The sequence below is a fragment of the Acidobacteriota bacterium genome, assembly GCA_028875725.1.
Lineage (GTDB): Bacteria > Acidobacteriota > Thermoanaerobaculia > Multivoradales > Multivoraceae > Multivorans.
Window position 1 is genome coordinate 314,390 of the sequence record JAPPCR010000005.1, and the last position, 23,211, is coordinate 337,600.

Annotated in this window: 18 protein-coding genes and 1 tRNA gene; 1 reads left to right on the forward strand and 18 read right to left on the reverse strand. The window is 69.3% G+C overall.

Translation table 11 applies throughout. The features are described 5' to 3' along the window. Nucleotides 1-3 precede the first annotated feature (3 nt). The 11 genes from OXI49_01600 to OXI49_01650 form a co-directional block, all read right to left on the reverse strand. Nucleotides 4-1,071, reverse strand: a complete 1,068-nt coding sequence (locus tag OXI49_01600; protein MDE2689179.1) for an alpha/beta hydrolase — start codon at nt 1,069-1,071, stop codon at nt 4-6. A gap of 51 nt (nt 1,072-1,122) precedes the next feature. Further along, nucleotides 1,123-3,165 carry a transketolase gene (gene tkt, locus OXI49_01605; protein MDE2689180.1) on the reverse strand — a complete coding sequence of 681 codons (2,043 nt, stop codon included), beginning with the start codon at nt 3,163-3,165 and terminating at the stop codon, nt 1,123-1,125. An 88-nt stretch (nt 3,166-3,253) separates the two neighbouring features. Continuing rightward, complete coding sequence (locus tag OXI49_01610; protein ID MDE2689181.1) at nt 3,254-4,036, reverse strand: hypothetical protein; 783 nt, start codon at nt 4,034-4,036, stop codon at nt 3,254-3,256. Nucleotides 4,037-4,113: 77 nt separating this feature from the next. Next, nucleotides 4,114-4,635: a sulfur transferase domain-containing protein gene (locus OXI49_01615; GenBank protein MDE2689182.1), complete on the reverse strand. Its 522-nt coding sequence runs from the start codon at nt 4,633-4,635 to the stop codon at nt 4,114-4,116. After that, the gene (locus OXI49_01620) at nt 4,635-4,976 is read right to left on the reverse strand and encodes an SUF system Fe-S cluster assembly protein (GenBank protein ID MDE2689183.1); all 342 of its coding nucleotides are present in this window, start codon (nt 4,974-4,976) and stop codon (nt 4,635-4,637) included. The genes OXI49_01615 and OXI49_01620 overlap by 1 nt, the downstream gene beginning before the upstream one ends. A 29-nt stretch (nt 4,977-5,005) precedes the next feature. Next, the gene (locus tag OXI49_01625; protein MDE2689184.1) at nt 5,006-5,458 is read right to left on the reverse strand and encodes an SUF system NifU family Fe-S cluster assembly protein; all 453 of its coding nucleotides are present in this window, start codon (nt 5,456-5,458) and stop codon (nt 5,006-5,008) included. 26 nt (nt 5,459-5,484) lie between these two features. Then, on the reverse strand, nt 5,485-6,765 hold the full coding sequence (locus tag OXI49_01630; GenBank protein ID MDE2689185.1) for a cysteine desulfurase: 1,281 nt from the start codon (nt 6,763-6,765) through the stop codon (nt 5,485-5,487). Between the two features lie 4 nt (nt 6,766-6,769). Continuing rightward, on the reverse strand, nt 6,770-8,140 hold the full coding sequence (sufD, locus tag OXI49_01635) for a Fe-S cluster assembly protein SufD (GenBank protein ID MDE2689186.1): 1,371 nt from the start codon (nt 8,138-8,140) through the stop codon (nt 6,770-6,772). A 12-nt stretch (nt 8,141-8,152) separates the two neighbouring features. After that, a complete protein-coding gene (gene sufC, locus OXI49_01640) occupies nt 8,153-8,908 on the reverse strand; it encodes a Fe-S cluster assembly ATPase SufC (GenBank protein MDE2689187.1) in 756 nt (251 codons plus the stop codon). Nucleotides 8,909-8,978: 70 nt separating this feature from the next. After that, a complete protein-coding gene (sufB, locus tag OXI49_01645) occupies nt 8,979-10,427 on the reverse strand; it encodes a Fe-S cluster assembly protein SufB (protein ID MDE2689188.1) in 1,449 nt (482 codons plus the stop codon). Next, nucleotides 10,427-10,903 (reverse strand): SUF system Fe-S cluster assembly regulator, encoded by a 477-nt coding sequence (locus OXI49_01650; GenBank protein ID MDE2689189.1) that lies wholly within the window; start codon nt 10,901-10,903, stop codon nt 10,427-10,429. Before OXI49_01650 ends, sufB begins: the two co-directional genes overlap by 1 nt. Nucleotides 10,904-11,139: 236 nt before the next feature. Between OXI49_01650 and OXI49_01655 the strand changes: the two genes are divergently transcribed. Next, nucleotides 11,140-11,886: a 3-oxo-5-alpha-steroid 4-dehydrogenase gene (locus OXI49_01655; GenBank protein MDE2689190.1), complete on the forward strand. Its 747-nt coding sequence runs from the start codon at nt 11,140-11,142 to the stop codon at nt 11,884-11,886. Nucleotides 11,887-11,895: 9 nt separating this feature from the next. On the opposite strand, the gene OXI49_01660 is transcribed toward OXI49_01655, so the two are convergent. From OXI49_01660 to OXI49_01690, 7 genes are all read right to left on the reverse strand, one after another. Beyond that, a complete protein-coding gene (locus OXI49_01660) occupies nt 11,896-12,999 on the reverse strand; it encodes an AI-2E family transporter (protein ID MDE2689191.1) in 1,104 nt (367 codons plus the stop codon). A 51-nt stretch (nt 13,000-13,050) separates the two neighbouring features. Further along, on the reverse strand, nt 13,051-14,994 hold the full coding sequence (gene acs, locus OXI49_01665) for an acetate--CoA ligase (GenBank protein ID MDE2689192.1): 1,944 nt from the start codon (nt 14,992-14,994) through the stop codon (nt 13,051-13,053). Between the two features lie 18 nt (nt 14,995-15,012). Next, nucleotides 15,013-16,602, reverse strand: coding sequence for a phosphoenolpyruvate carboxykinase (ATP) (gene pckA, locus OXI49_01670; GenBank protein MDE2689193.1), 1,590 nt, complete (start codon nt 16,600-16,602; stop codon nt 15,013-15,015). A gap of 65 nt (nt 16,603-16,667) precedes the next feature. Beyond that, nucleotides 16,668-16,742, reverse strand: a tRNA-Asn gene (locus OXI49_01675). A 102-nt stretch (nt 16,743-16,844) separates the two neighbouring features. After that, nucleotides 16,845-18,569 (reverse strand): RNA polymerase sigma factor RpoD, encoded by a 1,725-nt coding sequence (gene rpoD, locus OXI49_01680; protein MDE2689194.1) that lies wholly within the window; start codon nt 18,567-18,569, stop codon nt 16,845-16,847. Nucleotides 18,570-18,578: 9 nt separating this feature from the next. Further along, nucleotides 18,579-20,375 carry a DNA primase gene (gene dnaG, locus OXI49_01685; GenBank protein ID MDE2689195.1) on the reverse strand — a complete coding sequence of 599 codons (1,797 nt, stop codon included), beginning with the start codon at nt 20,373-20,375 and terminating at the stop codon, nt 18,579-18,581. Between the two features lie 246 nt (nt 20,376-20,621). After that, entirely contained in the window at nt 20,622-23,183 is a 2,562-nt protein-coding gene (locus OXI49_01690) for a Smr/MutS family protein (protein MDE2689196.1), read from the reverse strand. Nucleotides 23,184-23,211 lie beyond the last annotated feature (28 nt).

The following is a 23,211-nucleotide window of genomic DNA, read 5'->3' on the forward strand; positions in this document are numbered from 1 at the left end:
CGACTATGGCGCCAGTCCCTGGCGGCGCAGAAAGTCGAGCAGCAGCTCGACTGTCGCATCGCCTTCCTTCGCCATGTTCGGCCGGATCGAGTTGTGGGTGCGGTCGACCAGCCACTCGAACTCGACTTCGGCGCCCGCGGCCTCCATCGCCTCAAACATCTCCACGTTCTGCGTACGGCGAGTCTCGGTGTCCCCGTCCGCGACGGTGATCAGCATCGGTGGCAGGTCGGGCGCCACGTAGCGGATCGGCGAGGCTTCGCGGACGACTTCCGGGTCGGCACGCCAGGTCAACAGGTGGCGTTCGCGGCCGGCGCGTTCGGCGTTCATCAGGCCGGTGATGGGCAGCGACGCACGGATGTTGCCGAGATCCAGATCGTGGGCGCGGAGGTAGCGCTCGTCGACGGAGAGCAGCGCCGCGATGTGGCCGCCGGCGGAGCCGCCGGAGACGGCGATCCGTTCCGGGTCGCCGCCGTAGTCCCGGATGTGGTCCCAGACCCAGCGGAACGCCGCAGCCGCGTCCTCGATGTAGGCGGGGTAGGCGTACTCGGGCGACAGCCGGTAGTTGGGCGCCACGACGAGATAGCCGAGCGACCCGAACCGCGGTCCCAGGTCGACGAGGCTGTACTTGTCTCCGTTGTAGAGCCCGCCGCCGTGGAAGAAGACCAGGACGGGATGCGGGCCGTCGCCGGCCGGGATGTAAAGGTCGAGCTTGCCGCGGCCGCCGGCGTAGGCGTCGCCGGTGGCGTACTCCAGGTTGCGGACGATGCGGACTCGGTTCGTGGTCTCCTCGGAGAAGTCCCAGTTGTCGGGGCCGCGCCGGGTCTTGCGGCCGCGGCCGGCGCCGCCACGGCCGATCGCGTCGAGTTCCTCGGCTGAGAGGACGCCGTCGTCGTCGGCGTCGAGCGCCCAGAGCAGGACGCGCCTGGCCTGGGCGGGCAGTTCGGACGCGAGGAGAGTGCCATCGCCGTCGGCGTCCAGGGCGGCGACTAGCGGTGACGGGGTGTCGGTCTGAGCGGATATCGGCGCCGGAAGCAGCGCGACGGCGAAAGCGGAGGCGAGCGAGCGGATCATCCTGCCCTCATCGTAGCGCCGCCCAGAGAGCCGGCCGACAGTGGGCGACGATCAGCCGGCGAGGAGTTGCCGCGCGCGATCCGCGATGGCGGCGGCGTTGATGCCGAGGTTCTCGACCAGAGCGCCGTAGGGCGCGGAGGCGCCGAAGCGGTCGAGGCCGAGGACGTCGCCGTCGGAGCCCGTCCAGCGTTCCCAGCCCAGGGTCGCCGCGGCTTCGACGGCCAGCCGGCGGCGGACGCCCGGTGGCAGCACCTCGTCCCGGTACTCCTGTGACTGGGCGGCGAAGGCCTCCCAGGACGGCATGCTGACGACGCGGGCGGCGTGGCCTTCGGCGGTGAGTTCGACCGCGGCCTCCAGCGTTGGCGCCACCTCGGAGCCGGTGGCGATCAGGATCAGGTCGGGTTCGCCGGCGCAGTCGCTGACGACATAGGCGCCGCGGCTTACTCCCTCCAGCGCGCCGTCGGCGGTCGCTTCGAGCACGGGGAGCTTCTGGCGGGTCAGGACCAGAGCGCAGGGGCCCGGCGTCTCGAGGGCCAGGGCCCAGGCGGCGGCGGTCTCGTTCGCGTCGGCCGGGCGGACGACGACCAGGCCCGGCACGGCGCGCAGGTGCGCCAGGTGCTCGATCGGCTGGTGGGTCGGGCCGTCCTCGCCGAGGAACACGGAGTCGTGGGTGAAGACGTAGATCGCCCGGAGTTCCATCAGCGCCGCCAGCCGCAGGCTCGGCTTCAGGTAGTCGAGGAAGCAGAGGAAGGTGCCGCCGTAGGGACGGAACAGGCCCGACAGGGCCAGACCGTTCATCGCCGCGGCCATCGCGTGCTCGCGCACGCCGAAGCGGAAGTGCCGCGTCGGCGAACCGGCCGCGTAGTCGCCCTCGCCTTCGAGCAGGGTGTTGTTCGAGCCGGTCAGGTCGGCCGAGCCGCCAGCGAGCTCGGGCACAAGGTCCTTGAGCGCGTTGAGCGTGACCCCGGAGGCGGAACGCGTGGCGATCGGTCCGGCGTCGGGATCGAAACGCGGGAGGGCATCGCGCCAGCCGTCCGGCAGGCCGACGGCCAGACGGCGGTCCAGCTCGGCGGCCGCCTCCGGGTACTCGTCGCGGTAGGACCCGAGCAGTCCCTGCCACTCGGCCGCAGCCTCGGACCCGAAGTCGGCAGCCGGCGCGAAGGCCGCGCGGGCCGCCTCGGGAACCAGGAACTCGGGCTCGAGCGGCCAGCCCAGGGCTTCCTTGGTCGCCACCACTTCATCCGCGCCCAGCGGCGCGCCGTGGGAGGCGGCGCTGTCCTGCTTGCTCGGGCTGCCGTAGCCGATGTGGGTGCGAACCTGGATCAAGCTAGGGCGGTCGGTCTCCGCGAGCGCCGCCTCGAACGCCGCGTCGAGAGCATCGATGTCGTTGCCGTCCTCAACCGACAGCGTGTGCCAGCCGTACGCCTTGTAGCGGCCGAGCACGTCCTCGCTGAAGCTGAGGTCGGTCGGGCCGTCGATCGTGATCCGGTTCGCGTCGTAGAGCACATTCAGCTTGCCGAGGCCCAGGTGACCGGCCATCGAGCAGGCCTCGGAGGCGACGCCCTCCATCAGGTCGCCGTCGCTGGCCAGGACCCAGGTCCGGTGGTTGAACAGAACGTGGCCCGGACGGTTGAAACGCACCGCGAGGAGCTGCTCGGCGATCGCCATGCCGACGGCGGCCGAGATGCCCTGGCCGAGCGGGCCGGTCGTCACCTCGACGCCGGGCGTCAGGCCGTGCTCCGGGTGTCCCGGAGTCAAGGAGCCGTACTGGCGGAAGTTCCGGATCTCGTCGAGACTCAGGTCGTAGCCGGCCAGGTGCAGCAGGCCGTAGATCAGCGCCGACGCGTGGCCGCAGGAAAGGACAAAGCGGTCCCGGTTCGGCCACTGGGGATCCCCGGGCGCGAAGCGCAGGTACTTCGTCCACAGCAGCGCCGCCATCGCCGCCTGGCCCATCGGCGCGCCCGGATGGCCGCTGTTCGCCCGCTCGACCATGTCGACGGCGAGGAAGCGCAGCGTGTCCGTCGCGACATCCAGTGGCTGACGCTGCGGCGGCCCGCCGGTCTCGGGCGTTCCGGCGGCCTCGACCTGACTCATCGACGCGTGGTTCTCGTGGGTCGTGGGCGCGGCGGACGAAGGCGTGGCGAGGGGCCGGTCAAGCGGCGCCAAGCATACACGTCGCGGCTTAGGGCTCCCGCAAGCTGGCAAAGCTACGGGAGCACGGGTTCTCCACGTCGAATTGGGCGAGTTCGACCGCGCGCGCCACGGCATCCTTCACTGCATCGGGGGTGTCAGGGTCGTCGGCATCGAAGCCCACGAGGTCACTCAAATCGATCCCCATCGTCTCGAGGTGCAGGCTCACAAGGGCGTCCCCGCGCAGGACGTTCTGCAGCCCGGCGTTCACGCGCGCGGCCCCCCGGACAAGCCGCGGATACGCCTCCAGGTGCGGGAGCAGATTGCCTTCGTCGTCGTAATAGCGAGGGTCGCCGTCCCGCTGCATCGGCGCCAGAGTCGCGGTCGTGAACTCGTTCAGCCGGTCGACCTGTTGTTCCAGCGACATGAGCATGACTCTGCCCCTCACGATGGCCTGCACCAGACCGCTGTCCAACGACTCGAAGTTCTGGCTGTCGAAAGCGGCCTGGAGGACCTGATTGTCGTGCAGGTAGTAGAACTCGTTCAGCGGAATGTTCGGCTGAAGCCCCTCCTCGATCTGCTGGACGACGGCGACGTGCTGCCGCAGCTTCTCCAGTTCGCCGTGCAGGGACGCCACGAGCATCTCGAAGTCGCAGGTCAGAGCTTCGCGGTACTTCAGCGCGACCTCCTGTTCGCGCTCGGCCTCCTGCCGGTTGCCGAGGAGGAAGGCCAGGTAGACGCCGACGAAAACGACCAGGAGTTCGATCGCGAAGAACGGCAGGTTCCTCCGCAACCTGGCGCCGAACCCCGAAAGAGCCGCCGGGGTCTCAGCCATCTCGTCTTCCTCCGCGCGCCGCAACCGGTTCCAGAACATGACGGAGGTGCCGTCGGCCCGTCAGGAGCCGAGGATTCTCAGGGCCTTGAATCAAGATAGCCGTCGACGGCCTTCTCGAGCGCGGCGCTTCGCAGTCCGTTCTCCTTCGCACGGGTGCGGGCCTCTTCCCGGTCCACACCCTTCCCCGCGACCAGGTAGGCGTAGTACAGGGCGCCGACCCGGTTGCCCGAGGCGCAGTGGACGAGCACCGGGCCATCCGCCTTGTCCATCGCTTCGATGAAGCGCTCGAAGGTCTCGGGTTGCTCGAGGCGTTCCGCGTCTACCGGCACGTTCAGGTAGGGAACGTCGAGGCTCTGGAGCGCAGCCTGTTCGTCGAAGCCCCGGTTCTCGCCTTCGGCGCGCAGGTCCAGGACGAAGGACAGGCCGTCGGCGGCCATCGCCTTGAGCTGGTCCTCGCTCGGCTGGCCGCCGAAGAGGACGCCCGGTTCCGGGTGCTTCGCGCCCCGCAGGCCGTGGTCCTTCTGTTCGGCTGCTGCGGCAGGAGGGGCAAGAACCAGGGCCACGGTGGACAGTGCGGCGGCAAGGGACAGGCTACGCATCAGAAGAACCCCAATTCCAGTTTCGCGGCTTCGCTCATCATCGCCGGGTTCCAGGTCGGATCCCAGACCACCTCGACTTCGGCGTCTTCGACGCCCTCGACGTCGCGAACCGTCCGCTCCACGTCGCCGGGCAGCGACTCGGCGACCGGGCAGTGCGGCGAGGTCAGGGTCATCTGCAGCTTGACGTGTGCTTTCTCATCGATCCGCACGTCGTAGATCAGGCCGAGCTCGTAGATGTCGACCGGGATCTCCGGGTCGTAGACCGTCTTGAGCGCCTCAACGATGCGGGCCTCGAGGGCCGCCGTGTCCACCTGGACTCCGCTCGCGGCGATGTCGTCCATTGTCCGTTTCCTCCCGTCGACCGTACAGCCTACTCGGTCGTTACGGCTTCCGAGTCCCCGCCCTCGAGCGCGGCCCGGAGCGCGTGCCAGGCCAGCGTCGCGCACTTGATCCGCACCGGGTAGTCCTTGACGCCGCTCAGCACCTCCAGCTTGCCCAGGTCGACAGCGGCGGCACCGTTGCCGTCACCGGTCATCAGGGCCAGGAAGGAAGCGATCAGCGCCTCCGCCTGCGGTCGTTCCAGCCCGCGCACGGCCTCCGTCATCAGGGAGGCCGAGGCGGTCGAGATCGCACAGCCGACGCCCTCGAAGGTCGCGCCGTCGACACGGTCGCCGTCCATCCGCAGGTAGATCTTGATCTTGTCGCCGCACAGCGGGTTGTGGCCCTCGGCGCAGGCCGTCGCCGGATCGAGAACCCCGAAATTCCGGGGCGAGCGGTAGTGGTCGAGGATGACCTGCTGGTAGAGATCGCGGAGATCGGACATGGCGTTCGGCGCAGCTCCAGGCCGGCTCAGCCGAAGATCCGCCGCACTTCGTGCAGGCCGGAGACGAGCAGGTCGACTTCCTCGTGGGTGTTGTAGAGCCCGAACGAGGCCCGCACCGTGGCCGGGACGCCGAGCCGGTCCATCAGCGGCTGCGCGCAGTGGTGGCCCGCTCTGATAGCGATCCCCTGTTCATCGAGGATCGTTGCCACATCGTGGGGGTGGGCGCCGTCGATCACAAGCGAAACGACGGCAGCGCGGGCCGATCCGGCCTTCGAGGCGTGGCCCGGCACGCGAACCCAGGGGAGATCATTCAGGACTTCCATAGTGTGGGAGAGCAGTTCCTGCTCGTGCCGTTCGATCCGATCCAGGCCGGTCGATTCCAGGAATTCGACCGCGACGCCCAGGCCGATCGCCGGTGCGATGCTCGGCGTTCCCGCCTCGAAGCGCTGCGGCGGCACCATGTACTCGCTGCGCTCGAAGGTGACCCGCGTGATCATCGAGCCGCCGCCGTGGTACGGGGGCATCGCCGCGAGCAACTCGCGACGGCCCCAGAGCACGCCGATGCCGCCCGGGCCGTACATCTTGTGGCCCGAGAAGGCGTAGAAGTCGCAGCCGAGCGCGGCCACGTCGACCGCCATGTGCGGCACGGCCTGCGCACCGTCGACGACCACGGCCGCGTCCGAGTGGGCACGAGTCAGTTCGACGACGGCCGGGATGTCGTTGACCGTGCCGAGCGCGTTCGAGACGTGGGCGAGCGCGACGACCCGCGTGCGCTCGTTGAGCATGCCGGCAAACCGGTCCAGATCGAGCTCGCCGTCGTCGGTGATCGGCGCCGCGAGCACGCGGGCGCCGGTCTGCTCGCAGACGAGTTGCCAGGGGACGATGTTCGAGTGGTGCTCCATCTCGGTCAGCAACACCTCGTCGCCCGCCTTGAGGTGCGGCCGGCCGTAGCTCTGGGCTACCAGGTTCAGGCTCTCGGTAGTACCGCGGGTGAAGACGACCTCGTGGCTGTCCGGAGCGCCGATGAACCGCGCCACCTTGGCCCGCGCCGCCTCGTAGGCGTCGGTCGACTGCTCGGACAGGGCGTGGACGCCGCGGTGGGCGTTGGCGTAGTAGGTGCGGTAGCAGTCGCTGACCGCGTCGATCACGACTTCCGGCCGCTGCGCGCTGGCGGCGTTGTCGAGGTAGACCAGCCGGTGGCCGCGAACGTCCCGCTCGAGGATGGGGAAGCAGGCCCGCAGGCGCTCGACGTCGAACGCGGCGGAGTCCCGCGGTTCGTTCTCGACCGCGACTGCCGGCGCCGTCATCCTTCTACCCGCCCTGCCCGTTGCTCCGGACGGCGTTCAGGCTGGCGAACAGGCGAGCTTCCAGGTCCCGCCGCAGCGGCTCGAACGTCGCCTTGTCCGTGACCTCCCGCGCGAAGGCGTGGACGAGCATGCCGTGCGCTTCCTCGAAACCGATGCCGCGGGCGCGCAGGTAGAAGAGAGCCTCCTCGTCGAGACGGCCGATCGTCGAGCCGTGGGTGCAGCGAACGTCGTCGGCGAAGATCTCGAGCTGCGGGTTGCTGTTGGCCAGCGCGGCCTTGGACAACAGCAGGTTGCGGTTTGTCTGCTTGGCGTCCGTCTTCTGGGCGGCCTGGTGAACGTAGATGCGGCCGTTGAACACGGAGCGGGCCTGCCCGTCGAGCACGCCCTTGTAGAGCTGGTGGCTGGTCGTGTGCGGCTGACGGTGCTCGACCCGCATGTGGTTGCCCGTGAACTGGGAGCCGGCGAGGACGTAGAGGCCGTCGAGGGTACAGTCCGCGCCCTCCCCGTCCAGCAGGGCGACCGTGTCGTTCCGTACCAGGGCGCCGCCGAAGGCCAGGGACGAGGAGTCGAAAGCCGCGGCCCGGTCGAGCCGGGCGTGCTGGAAGCCGAGGTGGAACGCTCCGGCCGCGTCGGCCTGCAGCCGGGTGTGGCGGACCACCGAACCCGCGCCGCAAACGAACTCCGCCGCGGGGCAGACGAAGTAGCCGCCGGCCGCCGGGTCGGCGGCGGCGAAGGTCTCGATGACGGAAGCCTGGCTGTTCTCGCCGGCGACGACGAGCAGGCGCGGGAAGCTGACCTCGATCGAGGCCGGGGCGCCGTTGTCTCCAGCCGCGGCGTCCGCGGACGGCGCGCTGAGCCAGAGCACCTGGATGGGCCGCTCGAGCGCCGTCCCCGCCGGGATCCCGAGCGCTACGCCGTCCTCGAACAGCGCCGTGTTCAGCGCCGCGAACGGATGGACGTCGGCGTCGGCGCTGCAGGAAGCGCGACCGTCGACGCTCGCCCCCAGGTGCTCGGCGAGGAGCTCGGAGCCGTCGTCCGCCGGATCGGCGAGGGAGAATGCGGTCATCCCCTCAGGCGGCGATGAAGCGGCCGGCGCATAGCGGCCGTTGACGAACACCATCGAGTCGCAGCCGGGGTAGAGGAAGGGCCGGGCCTCGCCTTCTCCCAGCGCCCCTCCGGCCGCCGGCACGGGCCGGGCGCGCAGGATCGGGCCGAGGTTCGTCTGCCGCCACTCCTCGTCGCGCGAACCCGGAAAGCCGGCCCCTTCGAAGCGCTCGATCGCCTGCTGCCGCCTCGCTCCCACGGGCCCCCCGGCACCGCGGCCGGCGAAGAGCTCCAGGTAGGGACCGATGCGGGTGTCGGCGCCGGTGGTCACGATCCCTCCCGTTCAGGCCTCTGCCCGCGCACCGTCGAACCCGCCGTAGCCCTTCTCTTCCAGTTCGTGCGCGAGCTCGCTGCCGCCGGAGCGGACGATCCGCCCATCCAGGAGCACGTGGACGTGGTCGGGCACGATGTAGTTCAGCAGTCGCTGGTAGTGGGTGATGACGACGAATGCCCGGTCCTCGCTCCTTAGCGCGTTGACCCCGGCCGCCACCGTCTTCAGCGCGTCGATGTCGAGCCCGGAGTCCGTCTCGTCCAGCACCGCGAGCCGGGGCTCGAGCACCGCCATCTGGAGGATCTCGTTCCGCTTCTTCTCGCCGCCCGAGAAACCGTCGTTGACCGGACGCCGCAGCAGCGCCTCGTCGACATCGACCAGCGTGGCTCGCTCGCGCAGCAACTTCAGGAAGTCCATCGCATCGAGCTCGGACTCGCCCCGTGCCTTGCGGTTCGCGTTGACGGCCGCCTTCAGGAAGTAGCTGTTGCCGACGCCGGGAATCTCCACCGGATACTGGAAGGCCAGAAACAGGCCCGCGTGGGCCCGCTCTTCGGGCGCCATCTCCTGGAGGTCCTCGCCATCGAGCTCCAGCGAGCCCGCGGTGATCTCGTAGTCCTCCTTGCCCGCGAGAACCTGGGCCAGCGTGCTCTTGCCCGAGCCGTTCGGCCCCATCACCGCGTGGACCTCGCCGGCGCTCACCTCCAGGTCAACGCCCTTCAGGATTTCCTGTTCTTCGACCTTCGCGTGAAGGTCCTTCACCCTCAGCATTGCTGTGTCTCTCCGTGCGGCGGCTTTGCAGCCCCCTGCGGTTCCGGCAACATGCGGCCCCCCGGAGGGGTCAGCCGACGCTGCCCTCGAGGCTCACCTCGAGCAGCTTCTGTGCCTCCACGGCGAACTCCATCGGGAGTTCGCGGAACACTTCCTTGCAGAACCCGTTGACGATCATGGAAACGGCATCCTCGGTGTCGATGCCGCGCTGGTTGCAGTAGAAGATCTGGTCTTCGCCGATCTTCGACGTCGACGCCTCGTGCTCCATCTGGGCGGTGGGATTCGCGACGTCGATGTAGGGGAACGTATGAGCTCCGCAGCGGTCCCCGATCAGCATCGAGTCGCACTGCGAGAAGTTCCTGGCGTCCTCGGCCGAACGCAGAATCCGTACCGATCCGCGGTACGTGTTCTGGCCCTCTCCGGCTGAGATCCCCTTGGAGATGATCGTGCTCGACGTGCGTTTGCCGACGTGGATCATCTTGGTCCCCGTGTCGGCCTGCTGGCGGTTGTTCGACACCGCCACGGAGTAGAACTCGCCCACCGAATCGTCGCCCCTGAGAATGCAACTCGGGTACTTCCAGGTCACCGCCGAGCCGGTCTCCACCTGGGTCCAGGAGATCTTGCTGCGCTGGCCCTCGCACAGGCCGCGCTTGGTCACGAAGTTGTAGATGCCGCCCACGCCTTCCTTGTCGCCCGGGTACCAGTTCTGGACCGTCGAGTACTTGATCTGCGCGTCCTCGTGGGCGACCAGTTCGACCACGGCCGCGTGCAACTGGTTCTCGTCGCGCATCGGCGCGGTGCAGCCTTCCAGGTAGCTGACGTAGCTGCCTTCGTCCGCGATGATCAGGGTGCGCTCGAACTGGCCGGTGTTCATCGCGTTGATCCGGAAGTACGTGGAGAGCTCCATCGGGCAGCGCACGCCCTTCGGGATGTAGACGAAGGAACCGTCCGAGAACACCGCGGAGTTCAGGGCGGCGAAGAAGTTGTCCCGGCGCGGCACGACCGTGCCCAGGTACTTGCGCACCAGCTCCGGATGGTCCTGCACGGCCTCGGAGAACGAGCAGAAGATGACCCCGAGTTCCGCCAGCTTCTCGCGGAACGTCGTCGCGACCGAGACGCTGTCGAACACCGCGTCCACCGCCACGCCGGCCAGCATCTCCTGCTCCTTGAGCGGGATGCCGAGCTTCTCGTAGGTGGCGAGGATCTCGGGATCGATCTCGTCGAGGCTCTTGGGCCGGTCGTCGTCGCTCTTCGGCGCCGCGTAGTAGCAGATGGACTGATAGTCGATCGGCTCGTAGCGCACGTTCGCCCAGGTCGGCTCGACCATCTTCAGCCAGCCCCGGTAGGCCTGGAGCCGCCAGTCGAGCAGCCACTGGGGCTCGTTCTTCTTCGCCGAGATGAAGGCGATGATCTCCTCGCTCAGACCCGGCGGCGCCGTGTCCTGCTCGACGTCGGTGACGAAGCCGTACTCGTAGTCGCGTTCGGCGAGTGCTTCGATCGTGTCGGTGGCCGTCGGCATCAGGTGCTGCTCCCGAGCGGAATGAGGGTGGCGGCGGCGGAGCGCGGCCGGCTGCCGGCGGCGCCGGAGGAGAGGAAGTCCGGGCGCGTCATGTCCTCGATCGTGACCCCTTCGAGCGCGCCGCGGACAGCCCGGTCGATCCGCTGCCAGTTCTCGCTCACGCGGCAGAACGCCTCGTAAGAGCAGTCATCGTGGGAGTGCTCGCTGCACTGGGTCAGGGCAATCGGCCCCTCGAGCGCGAAGATCGCCTCGGCGACGCTGATCTCGGACGCCGGACGCGCCAGCTCGTAGCCGCCGTGGACGCCGCGGTGGGACACCAGCAGCCCGTTCCTGGCGAGCAATTTGAGGATCTTGCTGACCATCGGTGGCGGCAGATGCGTCTGCAGCGCCAGCTCGGCGGCCGCGGCCTGCCCCGTCACGGCCAGTTGGCTCAGCAGGACGATGCCGTAGTCGGCTTGCTTGGTCAGTCGGATCATGACGCGTGTCGTCGGAGGCGGGACGTGGCTGAGAAACAGGACTCCGATGCCCGCTGATCGGGTCCCGGCGCGCCACCTGTGGAACCGGGACCCCTCTAGTCCCGATTCGGAGACTAGCACGGGAAGGTCGAGTGTCAATGGGTTGCGCGGCCCGGTTGCGGGCCGGTACGTCGGCGAATGCGCTACCCTGTGCGTCACCATGACCGAGGGCTCCTGACCGGCGGCACCGCTGGAACGTGGACTGGTTCCAGGTACTCGTTGTCGCCTGGTGCGGCCTGACCGTGCCGGTGCTGGTCTACGGCCTGGTGGGCAAGGACGTCACCGGGCGCGTGGGCGGCCGGCCCTGGGGTCCGAACGTGGACCCGCGCTGGGGCTGGCTCCTCATGGAAGTTTCCGCCTTGGCCGTCTTCCCGGCCGTCTATCTGGCGGCCGGTGAGCGCCACGCGGTCGGCGACGTCCTGGTCGGCCTGTGGCTGGCCCACTACGTCCACCGCACTCTGGTGTGGCCGTGGCTCGTCCAGCGTCAGGCGCGGCCGTTCCCCGGTGTCACGGCCGCCTCGGGTTTCTTCTTCAACCTCGTCAACGGCGTGGTCCTGGGCTGGTTCATGGCCCGGGTCGCCGACTACCCGGCGAGCTGGTTCACCGATCCGCGCTTCCTGGCCGGCGCCGCGCTCTTCCTGATCGGCGCCGCCCTCAACGTGTCGTCCGACTACCGCCTGTCATCGCTGCGGGCGAAAGCCTCCGGCGGCGCCGTCCTGCCGCGCGGCGGCGCCTTCAACCTCGTCTCCTGCCCGAACCTGACGGGCGAGATCGTCGAGTGGACCGGCTTTGCGTTGATGAGCTGGTCGCTGCCGGGACTGGCGTTCGCGCTCTGGACCGCGGCCAACCTGATTCCGCGAGCGCTGTGGCGTCACCGCTGGTATCGGGAGAGATTCCCGGACTACCCGGGGAACCGTCGAGCGCTCTTCCCCGGCCTGCTCTGAGGCCCGGCCTCAGTCCTTCCCCTCCGCGCCGGACGCCGGCGCCAGACGTTCCGCTTCCCGGCTGTCGCCGAGGAGCACCGCCACCCAGCGGAACTCCTCCGTGTTCTCGAGCAGGATCTTGACGACCATCGTCAGCGGCACCGACAGCAGCATGCCTACCGGTCCCCACACCCAACCCCAGAAGACGAGGGACAGGACGACCACCAGGGTGGAGAGGCCGAGCCGCCGTCCCAGGAGCGGCGGTTCGATGAAGTTGCCGATCACCATGTTGACGACCAGGTAGCCCAGGGCGACGAGCAACCCCCTGCCGACGCCGATCTGGACCATGGCCAGGAGCGTCGTCGGCACCGCCGCGATGATCGAACCGAGGTTCGGGATGAAGTTGAGGACGAAGGCCACCAGTCCCCAGAAGATCGCGAACTCGACGCCCAGCACGCCGACCCAGATGCCGATCAGCAGGCCGGTGGCCAGGCTGATCACCGTCTTGATCCCCATGTAGTGCTGGATCTCGTGCATGGCGCGGGCGAAACGCGCCTCGGCGCCGGCGCTGCCGAAGGCCGCGCGCACCTTGGGGCCGAAGGTCGCCGCCTCGAAGAGGGTGAAGATGACGATCAGCGAGATGACGAGGAACGATGACAGGGCGGCCGTCGTCGTTCGCAGGGTCGTGTTCACGAAGTCGACCAGGAAGCCCGGCTCGAAACGCGAGAACAACGCAAGCGGCAGGGAGTCGTCGCCCGCCAGCCCACTGGCGACGGGCACTCCCCGCTCCTCCAGCCACTCGCCGCCGTCTTCGATCCACATCGTCAGTGTGGACTGGATCTCGCCCATCTCGCCCGCGACCTGGTTCGCGGTGGAACCGACCAGGTAGCCGACCAGGGCGAGCACCAGCAGGTCCATCAGGATCGTGCCGAGGACGGCGACGATCATCGGCAGGCGTCGCTGCAGCCAGGTCAGAAGGGGCAGGCTGATCGCGGCGATGAAGACCGCGATCAGGAACGGGATCAGGATCGAGGACGCGGCCCGCAGACCGGCGACCAGGACGACGACGCAGGCCGCGACCAGGAGCAGTCGCATCGGCGTACCGAGATCCCGTGCCTGATCGTCCCTGGCCACTGGCCGCAGTGTAACCCTGCCTGGCCCTGAGCCCTCGGGTCCCGGGGAGGTTCAGCCGGCGGCGGCGCGGTGGTCCTCGACCAGGCCGTCGACCACCGCGGGTTCCGCCAGGGTCGTCACGTCACCGAGGTCTTCGTACTCGCCCGCGGCGATCTTCCGCAGCACGCGGCGCATGATCTTGCCGGAACGGGTCTTCGGCAGGCCGCCCGCGACGTGGATGTGGTCCGGCGTCGCGATCGGTCCGATCACGGTGCGGACCTGCTGGCGCAGTTCGGCCACGAGTTCCGTCCGATCCCGGTTCTCGGCCTCCGGCGTGATCAGCACGTAGGCGTAGATGCCGACGCCCTTGATCTCGTGCGGGCAGCCGACGACCGCCGCCTCGGCCACGGCGTCGTGCGCCACCAGGGCGCTCTCGATCTCGGCGGTGCCCAGCCGGTGCCCCGAGACGTTGAGCACGTCGTCGACGCGGCCGGTGATCCAGTAGTAGCCGTGCTCGTCGCGCCGGCAGCCGTCGCCGGTGAAGTACATGCCGGTGTAGGTGCTGAAGTAGGTCTCCACGAAGCGCTGGTGGTCGCCGTAGATCGTCCGCGCCTGCCCTGGCCAGGAGCGCTTCAGGCAGAGGTTGCCGCTCCGGTCGTTGCCTTCGAGTTCGTTGCCGTCCGCGTCCACGAGCACCGGCTCGACGCCGAAGAAGGGAAGGGTCGCCGAGCCGGGCACGAGCGGCGTGGCGCCCGGCAGCGGAGTGATCAGGATGCCGCCCGTCTCCGTCTGCCACCAGGTGTCGACGACCGGACACTGGCCGTTTCCGACCACGTCGTGGTACCAGTTCCAGACCTCGGGGTTGATCGGCTCGCCGACCGAGCCGAGCACCCGCAGCGAACCGCGGTCGTAGGCCTCGACCCACCGGTCGCCCTCGCGAGCGATCGCCCGCAGCGCGGTCGGGGCGGTGTAGAAGAGCGTCACGCCCAGGTCGTCGACGACCCGCCAGTAGCGGCCCGGGTCGGGGTAGGTCGGCACCGACTCGAACATGACGCTGGTCGCGCCGTTCGCGAGCGGGCCGTAGACGATGTAGCTGTGCCCCGTGACCCAGCCGATGTCGGCGGCGCAGAAGTGGATGTCGTCGTCGTGGTGGTCGAAGATCAGGCGGTGCGTCATCGACGCGTAGAGGAGGTAGCCGCCGGTGGTGTGGAGCAGGCCCTTGGGCCTTCCCGTCGAGCCACTGGTGTAGAGCACGAAGAGCGGCGCCTCAGCATCGAGCCGCGCCACCGGCGCCGTGGCGCGCTGCTTCGCCGTCTCCTCGTGGAGCCAGAGATCGCGTCCCGGCGTCATCGGCACCTCGGTGTCGGTTCGCCGCGCGACCAGCATGTGCTCGACCAGGTCCAGCCCTTCGACCGCCCGGTCGCAGGTCGCCTTGAGCGGGATCGTCCGGCCGCCGCGCAGACCCTCGTTGGCGGTCACCAGCAGCCGGCAACCGGCGTCGACGATCCGCTCGCGCAGGCTGTCGGCCGAGAAGCCGGCGAAGACCACGGAATGTACCGCGCCGATCCGGGCGCAGGCGAGCATCGTGTAGGCCAGCTCCGGGATCATCGGCAGGTAGATGCAGACACGGTCGCCCTGCCCGATTCCGAGCGAGGTCAGCACGTTGGCGACCCGGCAGACGTTCCGCTTCAGTTCCCGGTAGCTGATCCGCTGGTAGCGGCCCGGCTCGTCCTCGACCCAGATCAGGGCCGTCTTGTCGGGCCGGGCGGCGGCGTGGCGGTCGACGCAGTTCGTGCAGGCGTTCAGCACGCCGTCCTCGAACCAGGCGAAGTCGACGGCCTCGAAATCCCAGCGGCCCCCGGAACTCGGCTCGGTGAACCAGTCCAGCGAGCGGGTCTGTTCGAGCCAGAAGCCGTCCGGATCCTCGATCGACTTCCGGTAGAGCTTCCGGTAGGCGTCCAGACCGTCGACGTGGGCGCGGCCGCTGTCCGAGATGGCGCTCTTGACGGGAATCATCCGGGTCTCCCTGCCGCTTCACACGGCAACACGGGGCGCCGCGGCCTGCACGGCCTCCGACGCGCTGCCGCCCAGACTCTCGAAGTTGTCCGTGAACATCCGGGCCAGACGCCGCGCGTACTGGTCGTACGCCTGGGGATCGCTCCAGCCCTCCCGCGGGTCGAGCACGTCGCCCGGCACGCCTTCGATGGCCGTGGGATAGGCCAGACCAAAGACGGGATGCATGCGCGTGGGCACCCCCGTCAGGCTGCCGTCGAGCGCCGCGTGGATCATGCGCCGGGTGTAGGCCAGCTTGATCCGGCTGCCCTGGCCGTACGGCCCCCTGGCCCAGCCCGTGTTGACGAGCCAGACGTCGACGCGGTGGCGCCGCACCTTCTCGCCCAGGAGCTTGGCGTAGGCCGACGCCGGCAGCGGCATGAAGGGGGCGCCGAAACAGGCGCTGAAGGTCGCCGACGGCTCCGTGACGCCCCGTTCGGTGCCGGCGACCTTCGCGGTGTAGCCCGACAGGAAGTGGTACATCGCCTGCGATTCGTCGAGGCGGCTGATCGGCGGCAGCACGCCGAAGGCGTCGCAGGTCAGGAAGACGACCGACGTCGGGTGTCCCGCGTAGCCGCCGACGTCGACGTGTTCGAGGTGGCTGAGCGGATAGCTGGCCCGGGTGTTCTCGGTGCGGGAGTCGTCGTCGAGATCGAGCTTCCGCGTCTCGGGATCGAAGACGACGTTCTCGAGCACGGTGCCGAAGCGCCGCGTGGTGGCGTAGATCTCGGGTTCGCCCAGAGGATCGAGGCGGATGACCTTGGCGTAGCAGCCGCCCTCGATGTTGAAGATGCCGCGGTCGGACCAGCCGTGCTCGTCGTCGCCGATCAGGGTGCGCGCGGGGTCCGCCGAGAGGGTCGTCTTGCCGGTGCCGGAGAGGCCGAAGAACAGGGCGCAGTCCGAAGGATCCGCGCCGTAGTTCGCGCTGCAGTGCATGCTCAGCACGCCGCGCTGCGGCATCAGGAAGTTCATCACGCTGAACATGGACTTCTTCATCTCGCCGGCGTACTCGCTGCCCCCGATCAGGGTCAGATGCCGCTCCAGGTCGAGAGCGATGAAGGTCGTGCTGTTCGTGCCGTCGGTTTCCGGATCGGCCAGAACACTCGGGATGTCGACGACGGTGTAGTCGGGCACGAAGTCCGCAAGCTCCGCTTCGTTCGCCGCGCGCAGGAACATGTTGCGGACGAACAGGCTGTGCCAGGCCCGCTCGCTGATCACCCGCACGTTCAGGCGGCAGGCCGGATCGGCGCCCGCGAAGCCGTCGAAGACGAACAGGTCCCGGTCCGCGGCGGCGGCCAGCATCTTCCGGTGGAGGCGGTCGAAGTGTTCCGGAGCGATGGGCTTGTTCACCGGACCCCAGTCCACCAGGTCGGCCGAAGGCGCGCGGCGCACGACGAAGCGGTCGTTCGGAGACCGCCCCGTGTGCTCGCCGGTCGACGCGACGAGCGGCCCCCCGGCGGCAATCGCGGCCTCGCCGCGGCGAACCGCTTCTTCGTAGAGCCTGGCCACGCTGAGACGCCGGTGAACGACGCGCCGGTTGGCTGACAGGAACTCCTCGGAAACCTCGACCATCTCAACTACCTCGCCACGGTCGAGAGCGAGAAGTGGTCCCGCCTCACCGTCCAGGCCGTGAACAGTGGCTCCTCGGGAGGGATTCGAACCCCCAACATTTCGGTTAACAGCCGAACGCTCTACCGTTGAGCTACCGAGGAAGAATCCGCCCCAAGGCGAACAGCGGCGGGCGACACGGAGTTCATCTTAGGGAGCCTTCAAGCCGACTGTCAAACCCCCCGCCAGAACGCCTCCCGGCAGATCTAGAGACGGTTGCGATAGGGCTCCAACTGCCTGGCGCGGCTCGGATGACGCAGCTTGCGGAGCGCCTTCGATTCGATCTGCCGGATCCTCTCACGCGTCACGTTGAACGAACGCCCCACGTCCTCCAGCGTCGACTCGGCGCCATCGCCTACGCCGAAGCGCATCCGGAGCACGAGTTCCTCCCGGGGACTCAGGGTCTGGAGCACCGCGGCGGTCTGCTCGCCCAGGCCCTTCGTCAACAGCGAGTCGAGCGGCGAAACCACGCTCGCGTCCTCGATGAAGTCGCCCAGGGAAGAGTCCGCCTCCTCGCCAATCGGTGTCTCAAGCGAGATCGGTTCCAGCGCGATCTTCATGATCTCCCGAACGTGGGAAACCTCCATGTCCATCTGCTCGGCGATCTCGGCGACAGTGGGCTCGCGGCCCAGCTCCTGGACCATCGCCCGGCTGGTCCGGGTGAGCTTGTTGATCGTGTCGATCATGTGGACCGGGATGCGGATCGTTCTTGCCTGATCGGCGATCGCCCGCGTGATCGCCTGGCGGATCCACCAGGTCGCGTAGGTCGAGAACTTGTAGCCGCGGCGGTACTCGAACTTCTCGACCGCGCGGATCAGTCCGATGTTGCCGTCCTGAATCAGGTCCAGAAGCTGCAACCCCCGGTTCGTGTACTTCTTGGCGATCGAAACGACCAGACGAAGGTTCGCCAGGATCATCTCGGACCGCGCCTGTTCGCAGATCGCCTCGCCCCGCCGCACCTTGTTCAGCGTCGCGGTCACCTGCGCGAGGGTCGTGCCATAGCGCTCTTCCGACGCGCGGAGACGCGCGCGGTACTTCTCGATCCGGCGCCGCTGCAGCGCGCCGAGCTCCGTGTCGCGCTCCCGGTCGAGCGCGATCTGCGCCCGGCGGATGTCCCGGTCGTGACGCGAGATCTCCGCGTAGAGCTGCTTGAGGATCTCGACCAGCCGGCTGCGCGTTTGCGCCGTCAACTCGATCGAACGGATCTGCTCGGTGATCTTGCCCGCCGTGCGATCGATCTCGCGTTCGATCTCCGAGAACCGATCACTGCCCGGCCGGCAGCGATCGCTCTGCCGGCGCAGACGGCGCACCTGCCGGTCGAGAGTCTCGATCGCCCGGAAGATCCGGAGGTTCTTCGCGATGCGGTCCCTCGCGCTCTGGTCGAGGTGGGCGCCGCCATCGGCGAGGAGTTCCCGCATCAGGCGCCGGTCGCGCCGCGCCAGCTCGTTGATCCGCAGCAACTCCCGGAGCACGACCGGGTTGTCGCAGAGCGCCTCGAAGACGATCCACTCGCCGCGCTCGATCCGTTTGGCGATCTCCACTTCGCCTTCCCGATCGAGCAGATCGACGCGTCCCATCTCCCGCAGGTAGACCCGGACCGGATCCGTCGTCCGGTCCTGCTGCGTCAGGAGGGCCGGTTCGGGCTCGCTCCGTTCGACGCCGCCGATCGGCGGCAGCGGATCGACGTCGACGACGTTGACGAACGCCTCAGGGCGCCGGATCACACCCGTTCCCATCGACCCGAGACGCATCCAGATCGCGTCCATGTCCCGCGGTTCAGCGAGCAGTTCCTCGGGCAACCGGGTCTCGATCTCGTCCTGAAGCAGATAACCCTTCTCGCGGCCCAGGTTGAACACGCTGCGGACCGAGCTGTGGCGCTGCTCGATCGGCTCGATCTCCTCGGTCCGGACGGCCGCGGTGTTCAGCGCCACGACATCTCCTCAGCGCCCCGACTGCCCGTAGAACTCGCGGCTGAGCTGCTGTTTTTCCTCGATCATCCGGTGCAGGGTCTCCATGTCACCTTCACGCTGGGCGCGATTGATCTCCCGGGCGAGCAGGTTGAGCCGCTGTCTGGTGAAACGCCGACCCAACTCCACGAGACTGATCCGAAGCTCCGATTCAGAGAAGGCAGACGACCGTTGTAGCAAAAGCCCCGCGATCCGGTCAACAGGTCGATCGGTCTCGTTGTCCGTCCCGCGACGGCGTCCCAAGACCTCCACGAGAGCGCCGGAATCGATCCGCTTCGCTCCGGCTTGGGCCTGCTCGCGCATGGCCTCGTAAATGGCGCGCAGGGCGGGATCGAAGAAGGCATCCGGCGCCGGCCACTCGATGCCACCCAGGTCCGGGGCGGCGGCCGTCAGACGCAGCACCTGCTCCTCGATCGAGGCGGTCAGCGGAGGACGCGGTCCTGCGGCCGGTCCGGGCGAATCCGTCGCAGCCGGCTTCTCGCTTGCGGAGGCGGACTCACGCAGGAGAACGTCGACCTTGACACCGAGACGCTCGGCCGCCGTCTCGTAGTAGCCCGTTCTCACGATCGGGTCGCCGATCCGGTCGATCAGCGTCCGCACTCGCGCAGCCTCGCGGGCACGCAACCTGGGGTCGAGCTCGCCGCGGCTGGGCAGGTCGTCGAGCTCGATCGCCACCGCATCCCGGGCCTCGGCAACCGTGGCCCTCACCGCCTCGGGTCCCTCGTCGAGCCGCAGCGAGTCCGGATCCTGGCCCGCCGGAAAGAGCGCGCGGCGGACGTTGAGCCCGGCCTCGAGCATGGTTCCCGCCGCCTTGCGGGCCGCCTCGATGCCGGCGCGGTCGCCGTCGTAGCCGAGGACCACCTCGTCGGTGTAGCGGGACAGCAGCCGCACCTGCTGCCCGGTGAGCGCCGTCCCCATGCTCGCGACCGCCCAGTCGATGCCGGAGGCGGCGGCTCCCAGCACGTCGAAGTAGCCCTCGACGAGGAGCGCCCTGCCCTGTTCGCGGATGGCGCGGCGCGCGGCGTCGAGCCCGTAGAGCAGCCTGCCCTTGCTGAAACGACTCGTCTCGTTCGTGTTGACGTACTTGGCCTGGTCGTCGCCGAGGGTGCGGCCACCGAAGGCCACGACCCGGCCGGAGACGTCCCGGATAGGGAACATCAGCCGGTTGCGGAACCGATCGTAGGGACGGTCCGGCGCTTTCTGGCTACGGGCGATCAGCCCGGCGGCTTCCAGGTCGGGGACCGGGATGCGCCGGCCGAGATCCTCGATCATCGTCCGCCAGTCGTCAGGTGCGTAGCCGACGCCGAAACGGGCGATCAGCTCCGACGGCACCTTGCGTCGCTGGAGGTACTGCTGCGGCACGGCCTCCGTCCTGAGCTTCGACCGGAAGAAGTCGTGGGCGGCGTCGAGCGCGGCCTGGATGCGCTCGTTGCGCTCAGCCCGGGCATCGGCGTCCGGCCCGGACGCCCGCTCCAGAGGAACCCCGTAGCGCCGGGCGAGGTGCTCGAGCGCGGTCGTGAAGTTGTCCCCGGTGAGCTCCATGTGGAACCTGAAGGCATCGCCGCCGGCGCCGCAGCCGAAGCAGTAGTACAGGTTGTTCTGGCGATCGAGAGACAGCGAGGGCGTCTTTTCCTTGTGGAACGGACAGAGCGCCACGAAGCGCTCGCCCCGGCGCTCCACCCTCGTGTGCTCGCTGACGAGGTCGATGATGTCGACCGCCTCGCGCACCGCGTCCACCGCTCCGTCGGTGAACCCGGATCGCCGTTGCACGACCAATCATGCTACAGCGGCGGAGGCCGGGTTTGGCCCCGGGAACTGACGTCCAGCCCGTCTCGGGCTCAGAAGGGGTTCGCTCCCAGGTGCCTCTGAACGAGCGACGGCCGATGCCTTCCCGAAAGCCGACGCCGAACCGGAGCGAGTGAAGCGGAGCGAGCGCAACCCCTCCCATCTCCTCTTGAGCGGGAGCGTCACCTGGGAGCGAACCCCTTCTGAGCCCGAGACGGGCGGGTGGCGGCGTCAGCGCAGCAGGACTTCGGTGGCGCCGTCGCCACCGGAGGCGGGGGGCGCGGGGTCGAAACCGGCGACCGCCGGGTGGTCCCGGAGATGCGTGCGAACGGCCCGGCGCAGCCGGCCGCTGCCGTGGCCGTGGACTACCCGGACCCGCTCGTGGCCGGCCGCCAGGGCGCGGTCCAGGTAGGCGTCAAGGGATTCCAGAGCCGGTTCGACCTGCTGGCCGATGAGGAGCAGTTCCGCCTCCACCGGGTCGGCCTGCGACCTCTGGACCCGGACCCGGCCGGACGCCGGGCGTTCTCCGCCGGCTACCGCCACGAGGTCGGCGCTCGGCGTCCGGACGCGCTTGCCGCGGACCAGCACGGTCGCCTGGTCGCCGCGAAGGTCCACCAGCTCACCCAGCCAGCCCAATGAGCGGTGGCGGACGCGGGCACCGAGGGTCAGGGGACGCTGCTCCTCCGGCTGCGACGGTTCCTCCGGTTCCCGTTCCGGCGCCGGGTCGATCTCGCCGGCCGCCCGTGAAGCGCGATCGGCCGCCGCCGACAGATCCCGGTCGAGTTCGCCGTGCAGGGACGAAGCCGCCCGGGCGAAGGCTCGCTTGCCCGGTCCCCGGGGCATCGACGACAACTCGGCCAAAGCCTCGTCCAGCCGGCGGCGATTCGCCCGGCGCAGTGCGTCGACTTCGCGTCCGAGGGTCTGCTCCAGCCGCTGTCTGGCCGCCCGCAGCGACTCCTGCCGGGTCTCGAAGCGGGCGCGGGCCGTCTCCGTCTCGGCGCTCAGCCGGGTGAGCTCCGCCTCCCGCTCCAGGAGCCGCTCGCGGAGGCGTTCGTTGCGCTCCAGCACGCGCCGGAGCTTCTGGTGCTCGGAACCCAGAAAGTGCTCGGCCCGCTCCAGCCAGGCCGGCGGGAGGCCGAGCCGGCGCGCCAGCGCCAGCGCCTGGCTGCCTCCGGGCGGGCCGACGACCAGCCGGTAGGTGGGCAGGCCGTTCTGCGGATCGAAACCCATCGCGGCGCAGGAGGCCGACTGCGACTCGAGGGCGGCCGCGGCAAGCTGGGTGAGGTGCGTCGTCAGGATGCCGAGCGAACCGCGCTCGACCAGTCCCTCGAGCAGGGCGATGCCGAGCGCGGCGCCCTCCTCCGGGTTCGTCCCGGCGCCAACCTCGTCGAGCAGGACCAGAGTGCGCGGCCCGGCGCGGCGCCAGACCTCGCGGAGGCGCAGCAACCGGGCGCTGAACGTCGACTGCTCGTCGAGGACGCTCTGCTCGTCGCCCACCACCGCCACGACGTGGTCGAGGATCGGCAGGCGACTGTCCCGTCCGGCGGGAACCGGCAGACCGGCCTGGTTCATCAGGCACAGCAGTCCCACCGTCTTCAGGGCGACCGTCTTGCCGCCGGCGTTCGGACCGGTCAGCACCAGGCTTCTACTCCCCGGCCAGGAACGGCCCTCACCGCTATCGAGCCTTCTCACGGAGCTCCCTGCTTGATCGTCCAGCTTCAGGTCGAGCGGCACGACGACGCCCCGGTTGCCGGCCGCGCCCAGCGCCAGCTCCCTGCGGTCGGCCAGCCGCGGATCAAGCAGCGGATGGCGAGCGCCGCGGAGTTCCAGCAGCGGCGCCCTGCCGGCCGGACCGTCGGATGCGACCGTGACCAGCGCAGCGTCGAGGTCGACGGCGAAGCGCGCCGCCGCCTGCATCGCATCGACGGCGGCCAGGAAGTCGATACGGGCGACGATCGCCGGGGTGAGAACCTGTACCTGAGCCACCAGCTCGGCCAGGATGCGGGTGCGCTCGACGTCCCGTTCGGAAGCGATCCGCTCCAACTCGTCGTTGCCCTCGACCACCTCCGAGGGTTCGAAGTAGAAGCTCCTGCCCGAGGCGGAGCGGCCCCTGACGATTCCGGCGAGCCGGCCGCGGCTACCCGAGGGCAGGAGGACCGACAGCCGGCCGCCCCGCATGGGCGTCGAGTCGTCCGCCAGAGCGTTGCCGTGCTCCCGCACGTAGGCCTGAACCGAGGCCTCGACCGACGCCTGAGCGCGCCGGGCGTCCCGGCCGAGCGTCCGCAGCCGCGGCGTCGCGTCGGCCCGCACCTCGCCGCGCCGGTTCAGCATGCGGCGCAGGCGGTTCGCCAACCCGGCGCAGCCTCCGCCGTGCTGGCCTGGAGGGACGGCTTCCGCGGCGTCGGCCTCCATCCGTCGCAGCGTCTCCACCTCGGCGGCGCATTGCGGCGTCGCGTCGGGACTCTCCAGCCGTCCCAGCACCTCCTCGCTGGCCTCGATCGCCGCGGACAGGTCGAGCAGCTCCGGACCGCCCAACCCTCGACCATCCCCTTCGAGATGATCGCGCAGGTCGAGAAGCCCATCGAGCGACGGCACCAGGACACCGTCCCGTTCGACCTCCCGGGCAATCTCCGCGTAGCGAACCCGGCGCCGGTCGATCTCGTCGCGGTCGGTTTCCGGCGCGATGGCGCGTACCGCCCGGCCCCCGATGTCGGTCGAGGCGAAACCCGCGAGGACGGCGAGCAGCGACGGAAACTCGAGCGCCTCGGAGGTAGCGGCGCTACAGCAACTCATCTGTCAGCCCGGTAACGGATCACCAAGC

What these genes read in the sequence shown, in the direction of transcription:
- pckA (MDE2689193.1), bottom strand. Translation starts at nt 16,602, where the DNA reads ATGGTCGAGGTTTCCGAGGAGTTCCTGTCAGCCAACCGGCGCGTCGTT.
- sufB (MDE2689188.1), bottom strand. Translation starts at nt 10,427, where the DNA reads ATGCCGACGGCCACCGACACGATCGAAGCACTCGCCGAACGCGACTAC.
- OXI49_01690 (MDE2689196.1), bottom strand. Translation starts at nt 23,183, where the DNA reads ATGAGTTGCTGTAGCGCCGCTACCTCCGAGGCGCTCGAGTTTCCGTCG.
- OXI49_01650 (MDE2689189.1), bottom strand. Translation starts at nt 10,903, where the DNA reads ATGATCCGACTGACCAAGCAAGCCGACTACGGCATCGTCCTGCTGAGC.
- OXI49_01630 (MDE2689185.1), bottom strand. Translation starts at nt 6,765, where the DNA reads ATGACGGCGCCGGCAGTCGCGGTCGAGAACGAACCGCGGGACTCCGCC.
- OXI49_01625 (MDE2689184.1), bottom strand. Translation starts at nt 5,458, where the DNA reads ATGTCCGATCTCCGCGATCTCTACCAGCAGGTCATCCTCGACCACTAC.
- tkt (MDE2689180.1), bottom strand. Translation starts at nt 3,165, where the DNA reads ATGAGTCAGGTCGAGGCCGCCGGAACGCCCGAGACCGGCGGGCCGCCG.
- sufC (MDE2689187.1), bottom strand. Translation starts at nt 8,908, where the DNA reads ATGCTGAGGGTGAAGGACCTTCACGCGAAGGTCGAAGAACAGGAAATC.
- acs (MDE2689192.1), bottom strand. Translation starts at nt 14,994, where the DNA reads ATGATTCCCGTCAAGAGCGCCATCTCGGACAGCGGCCGCGCCCACGTC.
- OXI49_01600 (MDE2689179.1), bottom strand. Translation starts at nt 1,071, where the DNA reads ATGATCCGCTCGCTCGCCTCCGCTTTCGCCGTCGCGCTGCTTCCGGCG.
- OXI49_01610 (MDE2689181.1), bottom strand. Translation starts at nt 4,036, where the DNA reads ATGGCTGAGACCCCGGCGGCTCTTTCGGGGTTCGGCGCCAGGTTGCGG.
- OXI49_01615 (MDE2689182.1), bottom strand. Translation starts at nt 4,635, where the DNA reads ATGCGTAGCCTGTCCCTTGCCGCCGCACTGTCCACCGTGGCCCTGGTT.
- OXI49_01620 (MDE2689183.1), bottom strand. Translation starts at nt 4,976, where the DNA reads ATGGACGACATCGCCGCGAGCGGAGTCCAGGTGGACACGGCGGCCCTC.